The sequence below is a fragment of the Streptomyces sp. NPDC001920 genome, assembly GCF_053594495.1.
In genome coordinates this window covers 1-17,371 of the sequence record NZ_JBSFEP010000025.1, presented here as the reverse complement: position 1 = coordinate 17,371, position 17,371 = coordinate 1, and the positions used below count along the sequence as shown (strand labels likewise).

Sequence of the window (17,371 nt, the reverse complement as noted above, 5' to 3'; positions counted from 1 at the left end):
CGCCGCCGGTGGCGTCGTAGCCCTCGGGGCGCCTGCCGCGCTCGATGGGGGCGGACTGCTGGGGCAGTTCGAGCCGGAGCTGTCCGGGTGCGGACCGACGGGGCGGGCCGCTGCCGGGGTCGTGGGTGCTGTGGGTCTCGTCGAACATCACGGTGTCCTTTCCTCGAAGGCTCCGGTCAGGTGGCCACGCCGTAGCTCGCGTAGCACATCTGCCTGGCCGGGCCGGTCATGGTGGCGCAGGGAGATTTGGCGGCCCCGACGCCGGTACGGGGGTCCCCGCCCGCGGCCTCGTGTTCGTCGCGGCGGACCGGACGGGCCTGCAGCGGCGGCATTCCCGGAGGCCGTGGGTATGGGGTGGGACGGGAGTTCATGCGGTTCTCCTCTCGTTATCCGTGGGTCAGTAGGAGCCGAGGAACGTGTGGTACGGGGCGAGGGTGACCGGCAGCTCGTCGCTCACGTCGATGGTGAACTGGTACGAAAGCCGGGACCTGCGCTCGTCCTCCGGGTCGTAGAAGGTCACGGTGACGTCCTGGCAGTCCGAGCCGACGCGGCAGTACGGACTCTTGGTGACGGTGACCGTGTCGAGCGCGTACAGGTTGTTGCTGGATCCAGGCACCTTGCTCGCGGACAGCAGCCCCTGCGCGAGCAGGTTGCTGAACGAGTAGGTGTTGGTGCCCATGAAGTTGAGCGCGCGGTCGGCGGAGGTCTGGCCCAGGTTGCGGAACTGGTAGTAGATCTTGTCCAGGAAGGACCGGATGGTCAGCCTCAGCTCGTCCATGTTCCGGACCTCGGTCCCGGTCTTTGCGGCTTCGTCCTTGATCTGATGGATGACGGCGTCGACGAGCAGGGACTCGTGCCACGTGTACAGACCGCGGCTCTTCACCTCGACCACCGGCACGGTCTGTCCGGAGTAGAGGCGGGTGGTACGGCCGGTGAGGACACCCGGGATGGACACCCGTGAGATGTAGGCGGCGCGCTCCTTCGGCTGGCGTTCGACGTTGATGGCCTGCCCCTTGATGGCGTCGCGGAATACGCGGTACACGGTCGACACCGGGGGACTTGCCAGCATCGCGACAATCTCGTCGAAGGGCCTGTCCTTCGCAGCGGCGAGCTCCCTGGCCGACTTGTGCTTTTCCTGGACTTCTTCCGGGAGGACCAGCGGCTGACCCCAGTCCATCGCCACCGGGGCCTCGGCCTCCAGCGCGTACACCGTGGCCCCGTCCATGACAAGGGTCCAGGTGAGCTTGTCGCAGGCCCAGGGGGCGCCCATGAGGTAGTCGTGGAGCTGGTTGACGTTGTACGGATCGGGCTCCTGCTCCACATCCTCGCCGTTGACCTCGGTCGTGAAGTACGGCATCTGCTGACGGAAGCCGTCGCGGCGGGCCTCGGTTGGGTAGTCGAAGCCGATCGTGCCGATCGCGTAGACCAGCTGGCGTCCCCCCGCCGTACCGCCGCCTTCGCCTCCACAGGTGCATCCGGCCGGGTCGCCGCCGCATCCGCACGCGGGGCGTACGCCAGCGCGTTCAGCAGCGTACGCGGGCGGGAGGGGTGCGGGGGGAGGCGAGACCGCCACGGGCGGGGGCTGGACCGGCGCCGGGGCCTGGGCCACTGGTGTCGCAGCTTGCTGTACAGGAGTCTGTTGGAGAGGAGCCTGCTGTACCGGTGCTTGCTGTACGGGTGCTTGTGGTCCGGGCGTCGCGGGTGTTCCGTACGCCGCCGGGGCGACGGCCTCATAACCGGCCGCGGCGACCGCGGGCGCGGGCGCCGGCGCCGATGCGGGAGGGGGCGCGGGGGTCTCGTTCGGCGTGGAATCGGCTGCGGGAGTGGTCACGGCTGTCTCCTCTTTCCTGGTGACGAGGGCGAGCGCCTGGACGGCGTCCAGGCTGCCGCCGAGCCCACGGCGGCAGGCCGGGGCGTTCGGGTCGGCGCAATCGGGCGCGGTGGCCGTCGCGAGCAGCACCTGCCCCGCGGCCTTCGGGTCCGCCGCGCCGCCGCTGGCCAACTGGGCAGCGACGAGCAGCGCCGCTGTGCCGGCCACGAGCGGGGTGGCGAAGCTGCTCCCGGTGAGGGCGGCGAGGCCGCCGCCGGGGGCCGCGCCCTCGATGTCCTCGCCGGGAGCGAGGATTCCGTGGGTGCGGTAGGCGGCACCCCAGTTGCTGATATCGAGCGGGCTGCCGTCGGTCGCGGTGGCGCCGACAGCCAGGACGGTGGGATGGGCGGCCGGCACCTGGAGAGTGTCGGCGCCGTCGTTCCCCACGGCGGACACGACCAGGACGCCGTGGTCCTCGCAAAGCCGCAGGGCCCGGTCGAGCAACGGGTCGGCCTGGCCGTCCGCGGCCCGCTCGCCACCGCTGATGTTGATGACGTGCGCCCCCTCCTCGACCGCCCGCTCGATGGCGCGGGCCAGGTCCAGCTGGGGCACCCGGCCGTCGCTGCCGTCGCGGAAGACCGGCAGGAGCAGTCCCCGGCAGCGCGGGATGAGCCCGGGCAGTGGGCCGTCGGGCACGCCGAAGAGGAGGCTGGCGACATGGGTGCCGTGTAGCGACATCGGCCCCTGCCCGGCGGGTTCCTGCACCAGAGTGTCCAGGCGCGCGAGATCCGCACCCGCGAAGCACGCGTGGGTCACGTCGACGGGTCCGTCGAGCAGTGCCACGCAGACCCGGGGGTCGCCGAACGGCCCACCGGGCCGCGCGCGGAGTTCGCCGAGGATCTCTCGAGGCTTCATCCGACCTGCCTTCCGTACCCGGGGTGCCGGGTGGGGGGCGTGGACGTCATGGGGACGCCATGTCGGTACGAGCGTCGGACGGGGGCATTCGCGGGTCGTCACCCGGATGTCCAACCCCCGTGGTCGGAGCGTTTTCGGTTCATTGTGGGGAGCATTTCCGCGGCGTTTGGCAGCTGGTCAGGCGGTGCTCCGGCGGGCTCGGGAAAGTGCGAAACTCGTGCGGTCGGCGTTGCGGAGTCCGCGAGCCGAGGTGCCGTTGCTGGCGGTGCCACGCGGCCGCGTCGCGTCCCAACCGGTCCGGCCATTGGCCTCGTCTGCACGGTTGACGCGCATCCTCACCACGTTGATGACCGCGTGCCGGGTTGTGCCCGTCACGACCTCCACCACGGCATCGCCGACGGCGGGTGTGTGAGTCGCCGGCCTTCGTAAAGGCGCGCCCGGTCTGGGGGACCAGGTGCGGTCCGACGACGGCGGCGAGGGCTGAGGTCAGCCGCTGGGACAGCGCGACGCGTCCGTCGGGAAGCCGTACGGCCAGTGCCTTCGGGTGCAGGGCGCTACCGGTGAACCCGACCACGGCCGCGTTGACTGTGTCCGCGTGCCTGATCTTCGCCCAGACCCGGCCCGCCCTGTAGGCCCCTCGCAGCGGCTGCTTCGCCACGATCCCCTCCACACCTGTTCCTTCGAGCGCCGAGTACCAGAGCAGGGCCTCGTCCAGGTCGGTGGTCGACCACACCGGCGCGATCGACGGACCGGCGTCGGCGAGCACGTTCAGGAGGACCTGGCGGCGCTCCGTGTACGGACGCGCGCGCAGGTCGGGATGGCCCGCCGCAGGCTGGGCTTGTACTCCAGTCAGAAATCGTGTCCTGAGCTGGTTGTTCTTCGGTAGTGGCAGCGGCGGGCGGTGCCTTGGTGGTGTCTGCGCATCGTGCTTCTCGTTGGACTCGACAACCGCGAGCTACCAAGAGGCCCTTCCTCTACGCCCCACCAGCCAACAAGTCACCCGATCCAGGACCCCGTTCGCACCAGACCGAGCGCACGACCGGATAGAGAACGGCCAGTTACGGGCTGTTGGACTCCACCGCCCCAAATCCAAGCCACACATGGCGGCAGGCGGCCTCGCCGAGGCCATCGCGGTCCACGACCCCCGCGGAATGCATTTCTTCCAGGACACTTACGGCTGCCTTGCCTGAACCACCAGGACCGTCAGGACGTCCCGGAAACGACAACGCGGCCGCGAGGCGCACGAGGGGCACATACTTCCAGATTGGTGCGACTGGCACGGCATGACAGCTGGTGCCCGACGCCGGCGCCACAGCGGCAGGCACTGCTTCAGTGGCGCGGCCCTGATTCCCCGACCGCGATACTCCCTGCACGTACGGTGTGCCGCGTCTCAAAGCCCGTGTGCGTGCACCGGGCCGAGTCCGTGGGCGTGTCACTCCGTCGGCCACCGGGCGGTGCTGTGTCTGGTCCGCGCCAGAAGTCCGTACACCACCCGTTCCCGAGGCCTGTCAGCCGGTTGCAGTGCAGGTGCGCCAACGACGCCGCCACGCCGCTGTCCGGCGCGGACCACTCGGCAGGCCGGGCGACCGGCGTGACCAGGGACGTGATCGCCCGTCGGCGGCGTCGAAGGCTGCGCCTGATCTCCTCCGGAGGAGAACCGCCGTCGAGAAGCATGCGGAGGGTGGCGCCGGACTCCCTGAAGGTCGCTGCCGACGCAGTGCGCTCACCGGCCATGGCGATGGCCAGGGCCTCCCGGTCGGCCGCCGCCAGCCCCAGTGCGGCCAGGAGATCGTCCACCGTGGCCACGGCGAGCAGAGTTCGGTCGAGCGGCACCCGGCCTCGTACGACATCACGTACCAGGGAGAGCACCATCGTGCTGTCGGCGGTGAACACCCCTTCGGCCAGGTCGATGCCCCGTACTCCTTCGAACCTCTCGATCTCCCGGTCGTAGGTGTCGAACACGAGCCGTTCCACGGCACCGTTGGCAAGGTCCGCGCGCAGGGCGCGGGTGACGTCGGTGGCCAGCTCGGAGCAGTGTTCGCCCGGCCGTAGTTTGAATCGGAGCCTGAGGTGGTGGAGAGGATCCGCGAAACGCAGGAAGTGTCACTCGGTGCTCTTGCCGGTGGCCGACACCTGTTGCACCAGGTCGTGGATGGGCCCGGCGAGGAGGTCGTCCTGATTGACGGTCGGCGCGTAGATCTTCGCGAACACCCACCGCGAACCCGGTTCGGCGAGCCGCGTTCGCCGGCCGACGGGGGAGTACCGGCTGCTCGCCCGGTCGTCGTTCCCTTCCATGCGCGGGCTCTTCCCCCGGGCGAGGGCGACGGGGATGACGATCTCGGCGGCATGGTTCCCGTCCGGGCCGGGGAGCCACGCCCGTTCGGGGTCGGGGTAGCGCTCGGGGAGAGAGACATGGCTGGATCGGCGCAGGCTGCGGCGGAGCTCCTCCATGTCGTCCGCGGAGTCCAGGTCCACGGTGACGCGGTGGTCGCCCTCCGCGAGGTAGATCAGGCCGGGCACCTGCCACAGCTGTCGGAACTCCGCGAAAGCGCTTCGGAAGTACTCGGGTTCCGTCGGCCGCATCGTTTGTCGGTCCAGCCGCCAGCGGGCGGGCGTGAGAACGATACGTCCGCGCTCCAGCCGCGGCAGGGGCCAGTTGGCGCCCCACCGGTCGGTCACCTGTCGGTCCAGGAGCCAGGCCGTTCCAGCCCGCAGCGCCGCCCCGGACTCGGCGACCGTGATCCCCCTGAGCCGGGCCGGTGCCAGAACTGACACCAGTCCGGGCAGACCGTGTGCGAGCCCGCAGTCGGCCGCGTCACTCCGCGGCCGCAGGGGCAGTCGACCTTCGATGAGGTGAGTCGCCAGCCAGGTCAGCAGCGGCCCTCGCAGGGATGCCAGCGCGTCGGCTTCCGGACGGTGCACGAGATAGGCGGAAATGCCCGCGGCGCCCGTGATGACGTCCAACGCGCGGCGGGAGTCCCCGCCCGTCTCCGGCCGGTCGATCCAGGCCGCGATGTACTCCGCCAGACGCCCGTCGATCGTCCGCCGCAGCCGTCCGTGCCGCCGGCCCTTCCCATCTCGCTGGTTTTCCCCGGACAGACACAGCGCCATGAACCCGAGGCCGGCCATTCCCGAGGAGATGCCCGGCGGCAGGTACTGGACACCTTGCGCCGCCTCCACAGCCACGGACAGGTGCTCGTGCGCCCACCGGTCCCATCCCTCGCCCTCCCGGCACCGGTCAAGACAGCCGAAGAGCAGTGCCAGACCGGCGAATCCGGAGGCCGTGCCGTGATCGTGCCACCTTTCGCGCAGCAGGCTGTCGCTGCGCACCGCATCCACCACGTCGTCGACGGGGGCGAGGCGTCTCGCGATCTGCACGGCCACATCGAGCGGATCGGTCGACGCCCCTACGGTGACCGGAGCGGCCGTCGAAGCGTCAGGCATGCAGTGTCATCGCCATGGCCATGCGGGCCGACAGGGCAGCGCTGCTCCCGAGATTCCCGGCACCCATCGCGGTCGGCGGCTGGGCCCTCGTACCCATCCAGTCCGCCTCACCGTCACCGTAACGATCGAAGAGCTCAGCGGCGTGTTCGAGCCGTTCCTGGAAGAAGGGATTCTCGGCTCGCCTGGCCTCGGCCTCCAGAACGAGATGGCCGACGAAATCCGGGTGCAGTGCTTCCAGATAGCCGAGCGTCCCAGCCAGAGTCGCCCGGGAGTCCTCGAACAGCCGCTGGGCCGTGGCGAGGAACGTGCTCCTGTCGCGCTCCACGTGGCGTCCCAGGTGCTGCAGGACCCTGGCGTAGAGAACCGAGACATAGGTTCGTGTGATGTCACTGTCCGGTTGCCGCACGTCCTCGAAGGCCGCCAGATAGAAATCGCTGATGGTGGCCTGCGGCAGCGCCGCGATGGTTTCCAGTGCCGCTTGGAGCCCCGGGTCCTTCTGCATCCGGTTCGTCACCGAGGTCTTCAGTTGCTCGAAGGTGCGGTGTGCCTCTTCCTCCATCTCGGCCGAATGTGGCGGCAGATTAAGAGGCGCCAGGTAGGCGTGTACCGGCTCATACAGCGGAGAAGTCGTCAGCGAGTAGCGGGTGATGAGCCGTTCGCGCTCGCTCGTCCTATTTGGTATTCATTATCCACCCCGATTGCGGGCATTCACCACTGTGGTGTGATCGCCCTCCTGTTGTGGGGATCGCCGCTGTGTGGAATCGCGCCCTCTTTGCGGGATCGCGTCAATGGCACCCGCACCTGCCACCGCAGGTTTCGAAACAGGAGAAGTCGCAAGTGCTTCCCGGCTGCGACGGATCCGGGTCGTCACAGTCCGCGCGGGGCTGCTGCGTCTGCGATGGTTCGATCCGCATGTCCAGATCGAACTCGTCAATGACCAGTGACATGACGTCACCTCTTCCCTGACCCACCCCCAAGACAGGGGGTTGTTGATGCGTCAATCTTCGCAGTGGGTCGGGCCACACAGCCGGCACGACCGGCCTTGCAAGAATCTCACCCTCCCAGTCTTCCACCAGCCAACCGGCTTGTCGCAGCGATACGGCAACCGGGAATCCAGTCGAGTCCCGAGCTGAGGACACCGAGCCTACCCATTCGATGTTCAATCATTTCTCCTTACACATCGCCTGTGCGGGCGCAATCCTGCAGACCGCACCCGCACCCGTACCCGCGCACCGCGGCCCTGGCGGCCCCCCCCTCGTCGGGTGCGGCGACGCAACTGCTGAACAAGGCCATCCGGAGCAGGTGTTCCAACTACAGGCGTCGGCACAACGGCTGTATTCCGCTGCCTGACGGCATCGCCAGGGCATACGGTCCGGATTTCCGGTACGTCGAGGCGGAAGTGTGAACAAGAGGCCGCGATCCCGTTTGCCACGCTGTGACCGGCCGCATTCGATATCGTGGACAATGTTCTTACGGGCCTTCCCCTGGCGGGAAGCAACTGGCGGCTCGACGAATCATCATTTCACAGGTAGGTCGACGTGGTAATTCCCGAACCGTTGCGGAAGAGGGTCGACTGCACTGTCAGCCGTAGCCTTTCGACCGAATTCGAGGCTCGGGGGCTGCTGCTCAGCCGTGCCGCTTACGCTTCGGCCATAGCCGAAGCCATCCGCTCAGGCGAAAGGCTGCTTCGTCGCGTCCTTGAGATCTGTTACGCGAACGGCCGGGAAGGGGGCATGGAGATCGAGTTCGACGACGATCAGACCGCTACGCGCATCGGTTTGGGGCTTGCGTTCGGCTCGGTCACAGCGAGCTTGTTCGCGTCGCCGCAGCAGATCAGCCGCAGGCAGGCAGCCGCGATCGATGTTTCCTGCGCCGCGTTCAACCTGGGCGCCGGACTCATCGACGGTCTGTGCGACGGCACTCCGACGGTCGGGCTGGAGTTGCTCCGGATCTTCCAGGCCCTGGACTGGGCCGGAGCCACACGCGATCCGTGGCTGGCTGGTCGGCTGCAATCGGCCCTGCCTGCTCCGCTCGCGGCAGATCCGGCCGCGGCCTTCACCGCCCGAATCATCGAGACATTTCTAGTGACCCTGCACGCCGGCTACCCGGGCGATGAGGGGGCGGCGGTGCGCGATCGCATCGGGGCCCTCTCTGAGGAGGCCCTGGAAGCGGAACGTCAGACGGTCCAGCGTTCGCCGGAGTTCGCCACACGTGACCAGCTGATCGAGTGCTCACGACGGACCTCCGTCATGCCATTCCAGATCATCGAACAACTCGCGACGGGAGCCCATGCCATACCACCGACGGTGGGCACGCTGCTGGGCGAGGCGATGTGGCGCATCGACGACTTGGTCGATCTCGCTCAGGATGCCGGCGACGGGGCCCTGAACTCTGTCCTGCTGGACGCGACGAGCAAGCCGTGGTCTGCGAGTGCCTGCGACGGCGTGGCCGCTCTCGAAGAGGTGACCACATCGGACGTCATTGCGCTCACGGCGGCCGAGGCCGCGGAGCGCCTCGAGGCGGGGCTGGCAGCAGCTTCGGACGGGAAGGCCGACAGCAAGGCCTGCCGACTGTTCTTGGCATTCGTCCACCGATACGCCGCACTTGCGCCAAATAGCTAGGGACTCTCGCGACAGCGCAGGTCGCGGCCATCCACGGATGGTCGCGACCTGCGCTGTCACTGGCACAACGGACTTGACTACGCCTCTTCTCGTGTCCCTGTGCTGACCATGACGTCCAACAACTCCGAGTCCTTGACGGACCTCTCGCCGAGAGCGGGGACGTACAGTGTGCCGACGCCTGGCACCCCCGCGAGCTCGGTCGCCAGATCACTCACCTTCATCGACACCACCGAAGAACGGATGAGTGGGTGGTTCTTGCTGGTCACCAGCTTGACCTCGTGGTCGTGGGGATAAAAGCGCAGCAGGTAGTCCTGCAGCGGCTGGAACTGCCGCGAGGCGTACGGCCCCGTCGGGCAGGTCGGATCCCCGACCACCGTCGGCTGCCAGATCACGCACGTGACGTCGCTCTGGATGGGACGTTGACGTAGAAGCAGGTCGGTGGCCTCGTACATCTGGATGCCACCGTGGGCGATATCGGTGCCAAGGTCGACCAGCAACGCATCAAATGCGGACACCCCCGCGAACACCTCGACGTGCAGGCCCAGCAGCCGCGCGGCGCGATTGATCAATGTCGTGGGGTAGCAATACACCCAGGGATGGCCGTAGACAGCCAGGCAGACGGGCGTATCGACGAGGGCTGCCGACACTACCTCGGCCGCCATACGGTGATAGGTCGGGAGACGGTTCAAGCCCGGCTCGTACAGGTAGCTCAGATCGGTCACGCGCGGACACAGGTTCTCGATGTACTCGGTGACCCCGTATCCCGATGCGACGACGAACGTATGCTTGCTCCGCTGGATGACCTCCTCGGCCTCACGCGTGAGCTGGTGCGTCCCGACGATGCCGGTTCCGACGATGCCGATATCGAACGGCCACACTGAAGTTGCGGTGCTGGTGGTCGGCTCGCTCATCCGACCAACCGAACCAGACGAAGTGTCGACTCACGGCGCTCGTCATCGTTGCCGGCCAGGCGGATCGACTCGACCTCGTGCGCGATCAATTCGGCGACGACTTCCTGCTTCGGCGCATGCGCCTCTGCGCGGTTGATCCAGTCGTGAGTGCCGGAGATCTTGATCGTGATCGAGCGCATGCTGCTTCCTTGCTGCAGCGCGTCGGCCAACCGCTGGGGATCACGGAAAGTGGCCTGCTCTTCCGGACTGAGCGAATAGCTGGCGAGCGCTGTTTCCGGGTCGGACTGGCAGTGAATATAGAAGGCATAGTCGTGCTGAACGCGAGCGATTGCAGCTTTGAATCCGTGCCTCATTGGTCCCACCTCGATTCGTTCCAGATCATGCTATGAGCGGTCATCTCACTCGCCAACGAACCACGCTGTATCCACGTTGCCGAGGAGGCCGCCACTGGTCCTCTTGTCGAATCCCTTCAAAACTGGAATTCGACCGGGTCGCACCGTCGATCACCGACCGTAATGGTTTCAGTGCCGGACCCCTTCCATCACAATGATGAGGCCCCGCCACGCGGTGCGCATGTTCTGTGGGCATTCGGCAGCACTTTCCGAGAACCGTCAGCAGTCCTTCGGGGCACCTCAAGCTCGAACTGGCGGATGGCTAAGTGTCAGTTCGCTCGGCGGCGCTCTGACGCAGTGCGTCGCAGCCGACACCCTCGCCCGGGTCAGCGCCGGCATGTGGCAGCGGCTCGCCCTTATGGTCGGCCCCGCTCCCAAGAAGCAGCCCGCTCCTGGGCCGCGTCCACGTCGTCCAGGATGGCGACACCCACCGCGCTCAGGTGCCGCTGATGACCGACGCCGAAGCCGCCGACTGGCTCACCACCACGGCGGCCGGGGAGATCTGACCTACGTCCGGACACACACCACGGGCCCCGGGGAGTGAAGACATCCCCGGGCCCGGTGTATGAAGTCGTGCTGTTCAACGACGGCGGGACGACGCCGTCAGCCTCGGGCTGTGACGGCTCCACCTGGCGCAGCAGTACATGCACCTGGACTCCGAATCGACGCGGCCCATGCACCGTCGGCAGCCCCCGCGTTCACGCACCACCCCCGGCCGTCCGCGCAGCCGGGGCAGGGCATCACCGGTTGCCGGAAGCCGAAGCTGACCACCCGCCCGTCGCCTTGAGCGGCGTCGCGCGCCAGCTGCGAGACCTCGGACGCGGAGCGCGCGTCTTCGTCGTCGCCAGTCTCCACCGCCAGGTAGACGGCGAAGCAGTCGTCGGTGGCACACGACAGGGTTCTGGCGCAGCTTCCGTGCAGCAGCAACCCTGAGTGATGGCTGAGCGTTGACGGGCAGTACTCGAAGTCGCCCGGAAATGAGCCGTGGTCAGGGCAGTTGGGCTGACAGTACGGGGCCTCGGAAGAGGTCGTGCTCCGACTGAAGGAGCTGTTGTTGCCGTCGATCGCAAACGTCGCGGTGCTGTCGGTGGACGTGAGCATCGCGATAGTGCTGTTGACGCGAAGTGCACTACGACTGACGCCGCTTGCCCGGAGTGCGGGGCCTGGTCGACCCGCGTTCACAGTTCCTATCTCCGGTTGCGTCCATCGTTCGGACGAGGCCGCCGAGGCGCTCGCCGACGCCGGGATCTCACGGACCCACCTAGGTTGGAGCGAAGGGGACGGCGCCCTTGCAGAGGAGATCCGCCGAGGGTTTAGGAAGGAGGGACCCTGCTCGACAGCGGTGTGACTGAGTGCTTCGGCACGCTGGGTGTCCCGGCGCTCGGGCGCCCAGTCCGCCGGCTCGAGCGCCCATCCGCCATCTGAAGCGCGCAGTCACAGCAAAGCTGGTGCTGGGCCCGGATGCCGTTGTCGGGGTTAGTAGTCGAGGTCGAGGTAGTCGATGTCGTTGAGGGTGACGTCGGTGAGTGTCATGGCGCGGTTTCCGTTGTCTTGGAAGTAGATGTCTTTGAAGCCTTCGGCGATGATCTGGCGCATCTGCTGGTCGCTGGCGCCGGTGTCGCGGGCATCGAAGAGGCGTTGTGCGTAGGTGGGGGGGAGGTGGACGGTGAGGCGGCGGAATCTTCCGTCGTCGGTGGTGCCGATCGGTGCGGTGTAGCCGAACCGGGCCCTTGTCTCCACGGTGATGCCGCGTGTGGTGGCGGCTTGCTTGCGTCGGCGTTTGCGGACTTGTGGCTGCCAGCGGGCCCGTACGGCGGCGTCGATCCGTTCGGCGATCGCCTTGGGCGGATGCTTGCGCTCGCCTTTGCGGTATCGCTCCACCGACCGCTGGCTGACCCCGATCTCCTCAGCAACAGCCCGGGTGGTCTTGAGCTGCTTCATCAGGAAGTTGATGCGAGCCTGGAGCGTCTTGGGCGGCTGGCGGGTGAAGCCTTCCTGGTCGGCGCGTTCAATGGCGTCCTCGATCTCTGCCACGGCTCAGCCCTTCTCGGCAGTGGGGTCTTGGCCGCCGGTGCCGGCCGGCGGGAACCGGGTCTTGTACGTCCATCCGGTGCCGGGCATCGGTCTACTCGCCTTCGTCGAGGACGGCGTCGCCGCCTTTGATGTGGCGGGCGGGGTTGTGGCCCTGTTCCATGAGGTCGACGGCCCAGAGCATGGACTGGACGCCTTCGAGCTTGGCCAGGCCGGGGGTGGGTCCGAGGCGGAAGCCGCCGGGCTGGGGCTTGCCGGACGCGGCGTAGGGGAGGAAGTCCAGGGGCGAGGGGCCGGGGCTGGGGTAGACGACGCAGTCGGAGAGTACGGCGAGCGGGTACAGACCGGTCATCGTGGCCATGTTGCGCATCTTGCGGTGCATGTTGATGCGGGCCTTGGAGATGACGGCGGCACGGATGTCGGGCCGCCAGGTGGGGCGCTGGAGGGCCGGCCACCTCTCGCCCTCCTTGTACTTCTTGCCCTGGGGGCGCTCGCGCAGTTTGCCGATGCCGCCCTTGACGGTGGCCTTGATGGCGGCGAGGACGGCCGCCATCGCCGGGTCGACGTCCTTGTGCCCCTCCATCGCGGCGAGGAACTGCGCGTCGGTCAGGTCGCGGGTGACGCCGAGGTCGGCGAGGGTGTCGACGTAGGCGTTCTTGAGGCGGTCGTGCCAGGGGTCCAGGTAGGCGCCGGTCTCGCGGCGCAGGTACGCCTCGATCGGCTCCACGTTGTGGCCGAGCTCCTGGGCGTAGGCGACGGTGTGTGTCTGGTACCAGGCAGGCCCCGTCGGCCGGGTGCCGTCCGGCGTGAAGGGCGAGGGCAGGCGCGGGTCCACCTCGACGCGGGAGAGGTCGACCAGCCAGCTCCCGGGGATCTTCGGGTTGAACTTCGGGCCCACGAAGTGGTCGGGGGCGGACAGGCCGACGACCAGGCGGGCCGCGGCGGCGAGGAACGCGGTGTTGAGGTCCAGGCCGACCGCGTACGGCAGGGTGCACTCCTCATCGGTGAGCAGGTCCACCGGCCGCACCCACTGGTACGCCTCCTCATTGAGGAAGCCACCGGTCCAGCCGCTGTCGACGACGACGGGGTGCTCGGCGGTGGCCTCTGGCGGCGCCGGGTCCATCGGCTCCGTGCCCAGCGAGCCCGGGTTGTAGGCGGACACCCAGTTCCCGGTCGCTTCGTCGCGCACCGCACGCGTGGGCGGGCGCAGCGCCGTCATCAGCTCCAGCCCCGACACGGCCGTCGACCCGCGCGGCGTGATGACCCGCCGGGCGTACACCCCCAGGACGCGGGCGACGTCGGCCGGCTCCATCTCGGCAACGCCGGGCCAGGACCGCTCATCGAGAGCGTCCCAGGACAGGACCGCCAACTGCACGCACTGCCGCTCGCGGCCCTGCGCCTTGCGATAGATCCTTGCCCACGGCCCAAACCCCCGCTGTGTGAGCCGCCACTTCGCCTTCACCACCTGCTTAACCACGAGATGGTCCTCGGCAAGACGCAGGGACCGGCGCTGCTCGTGGCCCTCCAGGCGCTCCGGCAGCCCGAACTTCACGGCAGCCGCCGCGGTGAGCACGATCAGCGGATCGGAGTCCTTGCCGTTGCGATGCAGCTTCGACGCGCCCAGGCCGGACTCGCGCAGCGTCCACTCCACCAGCTCCACCACCGTGGTCGCCGGGCAGTCCAGCACGATCCCGTCCACGCCGTACGCGCAGCCGTCACCGTCCAGGACCGCGAGGGGCCCGTGCGGGAAGCGCGGGTCGGCTGCGGGCTGCGCCGCTTTCTTCATGGCCGGACGCTGCGATGCCGCAGCGGGCCGGGGGGTGGCGGGGCGAGCCGGCGCCGCGGCCGCAACGGCGGGAGCCTGCGGGGCGTCTGACGTCTCCACCCTGGACGCGGCCAGCCCGGTAGACGCCGCTGGCGCCGGAGCGGCTGCCGGGACTGCACCAGAGGCGGGATACTTCGCCGCCCACCCCTTCAGCAGCCGCTGGTAGGCCTCCAGACGCGGCGACTTCGGCTCGCTGCGGCCGTTCTCCCAGTTCTTCACCGACTGGGTCGTCGTCTTCAACGCGGTGGCCAGGCGGGCCTGGGTGATGCCGGCGGCCTCACGCAGCCGGGCACGCTCCGCCGGAGGCGGCAGGTACGGCTCCTCGTTCAACAAAGCGTCGACGGAGGCGAACAGCTCTTCCTCAGATGCCATTACCTGCACCTTCACGTCAGGACCCGATATTACTTAACCAAAAACTTAGCCCACTCCTTAACCTAGCCCACCCCTTGGCCCTCCCGTGCCCATTCCAATCCCAGCGCGGCGAGCGCGGCGAGCTTGTCAACGGTGAGCTTCGTGCGGCGTCCCTTCTGATTCATGATCCAGACTCCGAGTTTGACGGAGTGCTCCTGGCCGTCGACCTCGACCGCCTCTACATGGGTTCTAGGAACGATCACCGACCCCGTACGGGTCTTGTACTGGGCCAGGGCCGCAACGCCCTTCTCGAAGGCGCTCAAAGGCGCCGTGGACAGCTCCGTGGTCTCCTCCGGCTCCGGGGCGGCGATCGGCGTGATGCCGAGCTGCTCCAAGCGTTCGCGCTGCCCGTCCGACAGGGCCTGCCAGACCTGCGGCTTGCGTTGCCGGGCCAGCCACTTACCGATGTCCATGCCGTGGACGGTGACGCCGGGCAGCACCTCCGCTTGGCCCTCTTCGTCGCGCACGAGCTCGCGCAGCGCGGCGTAGTGCCGCTGCCAGTCCGCCGGCCAATCCGGGTTCCAGTCCGGGTCCACGGCCTCCAGCGCGGCCTTCCACTCCGGGTGGCCGTCCAGCGCACCCACGCGGCGCAGGTTGCTCAACCACTGTCCTACCGGCCTGGACAGGGCCACCGCGGACCTCGGAGCACACAGGGTCCAGTGCTGCGCGTAGTACGCCTTGGCGGCCTCCAGGTTCTCCTGGAACCGCTCATCCGCCAGGCTCCAGACCATGCCGAGCCGCTCAAGTCGCCTCGCGCGCTGGCCGTTCATCTGCCCGGCCGCGTACGCCCTTCGTTGTTCCGCGACCCATTGGCCAAGTGGTGTCGCGCCCTCGCGGTGTCCGTAGGGCACCCTCGCGTTCCCGACCCGCTCGACGTACGCCTTCAGCTTCGCCCAGCCGCGGGCCCAGTCCTGGCGTTCGGTATCGATCACGTTGAAGCTGACCCAGTCAGCGACCATCACCGGATCCCTGGGGGCGGCGAAACGGAGCAGCAACCGTGATTCCTCGCCGTCTTCTGGCGCGACACCGATGTTCACGGACGGCTGCGCCACATCCTTCTGCGGCTCCTGCGGAATCGCCAGCAATTCCACGGCCTCTTCATCGTGAGCGCGCAGCCCTTCCAGGACTTTCACCAGGGGCCGGTAGGACCCGGAGGTGAACATGCCCTCGGGCTTTTCTCCGGTCTGGAGGAAGACCGGCACGATCAGGGAGGCGAGCTTGCCTTCTCCGGGCTTCTGGCGGAGTGCCCGGCCGATGGCCTGGACGATATCGTGCGGCGCGCCCTTCGGGTCCAACAGGGCGACTGAATCCACGCTTCGAATATCGACGCCCTCGCCCAGGACCCGGCAGTTCGAGAGCACGGCCGGCTGCGCCGTGGACCCGAACGAACCCAGGACCTCTCGTCGGCGTTCGGGGACGTGCTCACCGCACAGCCAGTTGGCCCAGATGCGCTTCGGGTAGGTCTCGGGCTGGTCGGCGTGCAGCTCGGCCGCGACGCGCTCCAGGCCCTCCGCGTACGCCTGTGCCTCGATGGTCCGGTGGTGGAAGGTGATGCACGTCGACAGGTCGTGCTGCGCCATCGTGTGCAGCAACGCGGCCTGGAGGGCTCCCAGGCGCTGCCCGCGGACCTCTTCGGTGTGCCGCTCCTCGCCCATCAGCCGTTCCGGGGTGACGACGGGGTCCTTCAGCTCCAGCACGATGATCTGGTACCGCGCCAACAGGCCCCGGGAGACGGCAGAGGCGAGCGAGAGCTTGTACAGGACGGGCCCGAAGACCTTCTCGTCATCCATGGAAGCCGCCATCTCACGCGGCAGCGGGTCACGCACCCCCTCGGCAACCTCGCGGTTCAGCCGCTCCTCCCAGATCCTCGGCGTCGCGGTCAGGTACAGCCGCCGGTATGCCGGGATGACGGTCTGGTCATGGATGTCCGCCCACGCCTTACCCATCGACCCACTTGTCCGGTGGGCCTCATCAACTACCGCGAGGTCTACCGGGTCCAACTTCTGGCCGTAGACGCCCTCGAATGCCTCCGCCAGGACACCCAGAGACGCGTAGGTGGCGTAGATGGTCACGGGCCCGGAGCCGTGCCACAGCGCCAACTGGATAGGGTTCGTCGTGGAGCGCACCTTCAATGACCACAGCTCCGGGTCATCCTGGAGCGAACACACCGCCACCGCCGGCCCCTTGTGCCCGACCTCGTGCCACGCCCTCACCGTCTGCGCCAGCAGATCCAGCGTCGGCACCAACACGAGCACACGCCCCCTGGGCACAAGCTGCCTCGCCGCCGCGGCAGCCATGATGGTCTTCCCCGTCCCACACGCCGCGTGCACCTGCCCGCGAAGACCATTCCAGGGAATACCACCCGGCGGAATATCGAAACCGCGCACAATGGCTGCAACGGCCTCGATCTGGTGATCACGCAGCTTCACGACCATGCCCCGTGTTCTCCTTTTCGCGGAATGCAGCGCGTAATAACAAATGGAATCCAGGCGCAAGGTGCGCGGCGGTAGAGGTGTAGCATCCAATCCCAGACTCTACACAGGCATAGCTCGTGATGCATCACCCACATACTAATTTTCGTGCCCGAGAGTGTCAGATGACTCAATCCCACCCATGAACGGTCGGTTGTCCTGTATGCTGACAGGCCGTCAGTGAACATGCCGGGACAGGTAGACGGTGGGGGAGGGGTTCAGGGTGGAGCGCAGCGGAACCGTCACTACAACGAGGTCGGCACCCCGTCAGGCTGACGGTCCGCCACATCCGTTCAGAGGTGGTAGCTGGGAATCCCAAGCCCTACACAGGGCCGCGCGTGATGCACCCGCCTCTCACTGCTAGCCCAGGAATCCCGCTTGCAGGATTTCCTCAATTCGCGCTTGCGCGAATTGACACCTACTCAGAATTCCGCTTGCGGAATTCGATTCCCCCGCTTGCGGGGGAATCTGGCGGAGCGTCAGCGGAGCCGTTCCCTATGCAGCGCGTCAGCGCTGCATATCCCGCGGAGCGGGATATGC

Annotated in this window: 11 protein-coding genes; 1 reads left to right on the top strand and 10 read right to left on the bottom strand. The window is 67.8% G+C overall.

Annotated elements, in window-relative coordinates:
- Positions 1–176: 176 nt before the first annotated feature.
- The 5 genes from ACWCPI_RS33295 to ACWCPI_RS33275 all read right to left on the bottom strand — a co-directional run bounded on the left by ACWCPI_RS33295 (position 177) and on the right by ACWCPI_RS33275 (position 6,728).
- Positions 177–371, bottom strand: coding sequence for a hypothetical protein (locus ACWCPI_RS33295; RefSeq protein ID WP_451041679.1), 195 nt, complete (start codon positions 369–371; stop codon positions 177–179).
- A gap of 26 nt (positions 372–397) precedes the next feature.
- On the bottom strand, positions 398–2,725 hold the full coding sequence (locus tag ACWCPI_RS33290; protein WP_451041678.1) for a cyanobactin maturation protease PatG family protein: 2,328 nt from the start codon (positions 2,723–2,725) through the stop codon (positions 398–400).
- Positions 2,726–4,054: 1,329 nt separating this feature from the next.
- On the bottom strand, positions 4,055–4,822 hold the full coding sequence (locus ACWCPI_RS33285) for a thiopeptide-type bacteriocin biosynthesis protein (protein ID WP_451041766.1): 768 nt from the start codon (positions 4,820–4,822) through the stop codon (positions 4,055–4,057).
- A gap of 6 nt (positions 4,823–4,828) precedes the next feature.
- The gene (locus ACWCPI_RS33280) at positions 4,829–6,169 is read right to left on the bottom strand and encodes a lantibiotic dehydratase (RefSeq protein ID WP_451041677.1); all 1,341 of its coding nucleotides are present in this window, start codon (positions 6,167–6,169) and stop codon (positions 4,829–4,831) included.
- Complete coding sequence (locus ACWCPI_RS33275; RefSeq protein WP_451041676.1) at positions 6,162–6,728, bottom strand: hypothetical protein; 567 nt, start codon at positions 6,726–6,728, stop codon at positions 6,162–6,164. Before ACWCPI_RS33275 ends, ACWCPI_RS33280 begins: the two co-directional genes overlap by 8 nt.
- 1,174 nt (positions 6,729–7,902) lie before the next feature.
- Here ACWCPI_RS33275 and ACWCPI_RS33270 point away from each other — a divergent pair.
- Positions 7,903–8,790 (top strand): hypothetical protein, encoded by an 888-nt coding sequence (locus ACWCPI_RS33270; RefSeq protein WP_451041675.1) that lies wholly within the window; start codon positions 7,903–7,905, stop codon positions 8,788–8,790.
- Between the two features lie 77 nt (positions 8,791–8,867).
- Here ACWCPI_RS33270 and ACWCPI_RS33265 read toward each other — a convergent pair whose 3' ends face one another.
- The 5 genes from ACWCPI_RS33265 to ACWCPI_RS33245 all read right to left on the bottom strand — a co-directional run bounded on the left by ACWCPI_RS33265 (position 8,868) and on the right by ACWCPI_RS33245 (position 16,795).
- Positions 8,868–9,701, bottom strand: a complete 834-nt coding sequence (locus ACWCPI_RS33265; protein WP_451041674.1) for an SAM-dependent methyltransferase — start codon at positions 9,699–9,701, stop codon at positions 8,868–8,870.
- Positions 9,698–10,054 (bottom strand): hypothetical protein, encoded by a 357-nt coding sequence (locus tag ACWCPI_RS33260; RefSeq protein WP_451041673.1) that lies wholly within the window; start codon positions 10,052–10,054, stop codon positions 9,698–9,700. Before ACWCPI_RS33260 ends, ACWCPI_RS33265 begins: the two co-directional genes overlap by 4 nt.
- Positions 10,055–11,569: 1,515 nt before the next feature.
- A complete protein-coding gene (gene tpg / locus ACWCPI_RS33255) occupies positions 11,570–12,127 on the bottom strand; it encodes a telomere-protecting terminal protein Tpg (protein WP_451041672.1) in 558 nt (185 codons plus the stop codon).
- Between the two features lie 91 nt (positions 12,128–12,218).
- Positions 12,219–14,321: a telomere-associated protein Tap gene (gene tap, locus ACWCPI_RS33250; RefSeq protein ID WP_451041671.1), complete on the bottom strand. Its 2,103-nt coding sequence runs from the start codon at positions 14,319–14,321 to the stop codon at positions 12,219–12,221.
- A gap of 62 nt (positions 14,322–14,383) precedes the next feature.
- Entirely contained in the window at positions 14,384–16,795 is a 2,412-nt protein-coding gene (locus ACWCPI_RS33245) for a Helicase associated domain protein (RefSeq protein ID WP_451041670.1), read from the bottom strand.
- Positions 16,796–17,371: the final 576 nt, after the last annotated feature.

Excerpts from the sequence above, each read along its gene's own strand:
- ACWCPI_RS33295 (WP_451041679.1), bottom strand. The coding sequence starts at position 371 with ATGAACTCCCGTCCCACCCCATACCCACGGCCTCCGGGAATGCCGCCG.
- ACWCPI_RS33290 (WP_451041678.1), bottom strand. The coding sequence starts at position 2,725 with ATGAAGCCTCGAGAGATCCTCGGCGAACTCCGCGCGCGGCCCGGTGGG.
- ACWCPI_RS33280 (WP_451041677.1), bottom strand. The coding sequence starts at position 6,169 with ATGCCTGACGCTTCGACGGCCGCTCCGGTCACCGTAGGGGCGTCGACC.
- ACWCPI_RS33275 (WP_451041676.1), bottom strand. The coding sequence starts at position 6,728 with ATGGAGGAAGAGGCACACCGCACCTTCGAGCAACTGAAGACCTCGGTG.
- ACWCPI_RS33270 (WP_451041675.1), top strand. The coding sequence starts at position 7,903 with ATGGAGATCGAGTTCGACGACGATCAGACCGCTACGCGCATCGGTTTG.
- ACWCPI_RS33265 (WP_451041674.1), bottom strand. The coding sequence starts at position 9,701 with ATGAGCGAGCCGACCACCAGCACCGCAACTTCAGTGTGGCCGTTCGAT.
- ACWCPI_RS33260 (WP_451041673.1), bottom strand. The coding sequence starts at position 10,054 with ATGAGGCACGGATTCAAAGCTGCAATCGCTCGCGTTCAGCACGACTAT.
- tap (WP_451041671.1), bottom strand. The coding sequence starts at position 14,321 with ATGGCATCTGAGGAAGAGCTGTTCGCCTCCGTCGACGCTTTGTTGAAC.
- ACWCPI_RS33245 (WP_451041670.1), bottom strand. The coding sequence starts at position 16,795 with ATGGTCGTGAAGCTGCGTGATCACCAGATCGAGGCCGTTGCAGCCATT.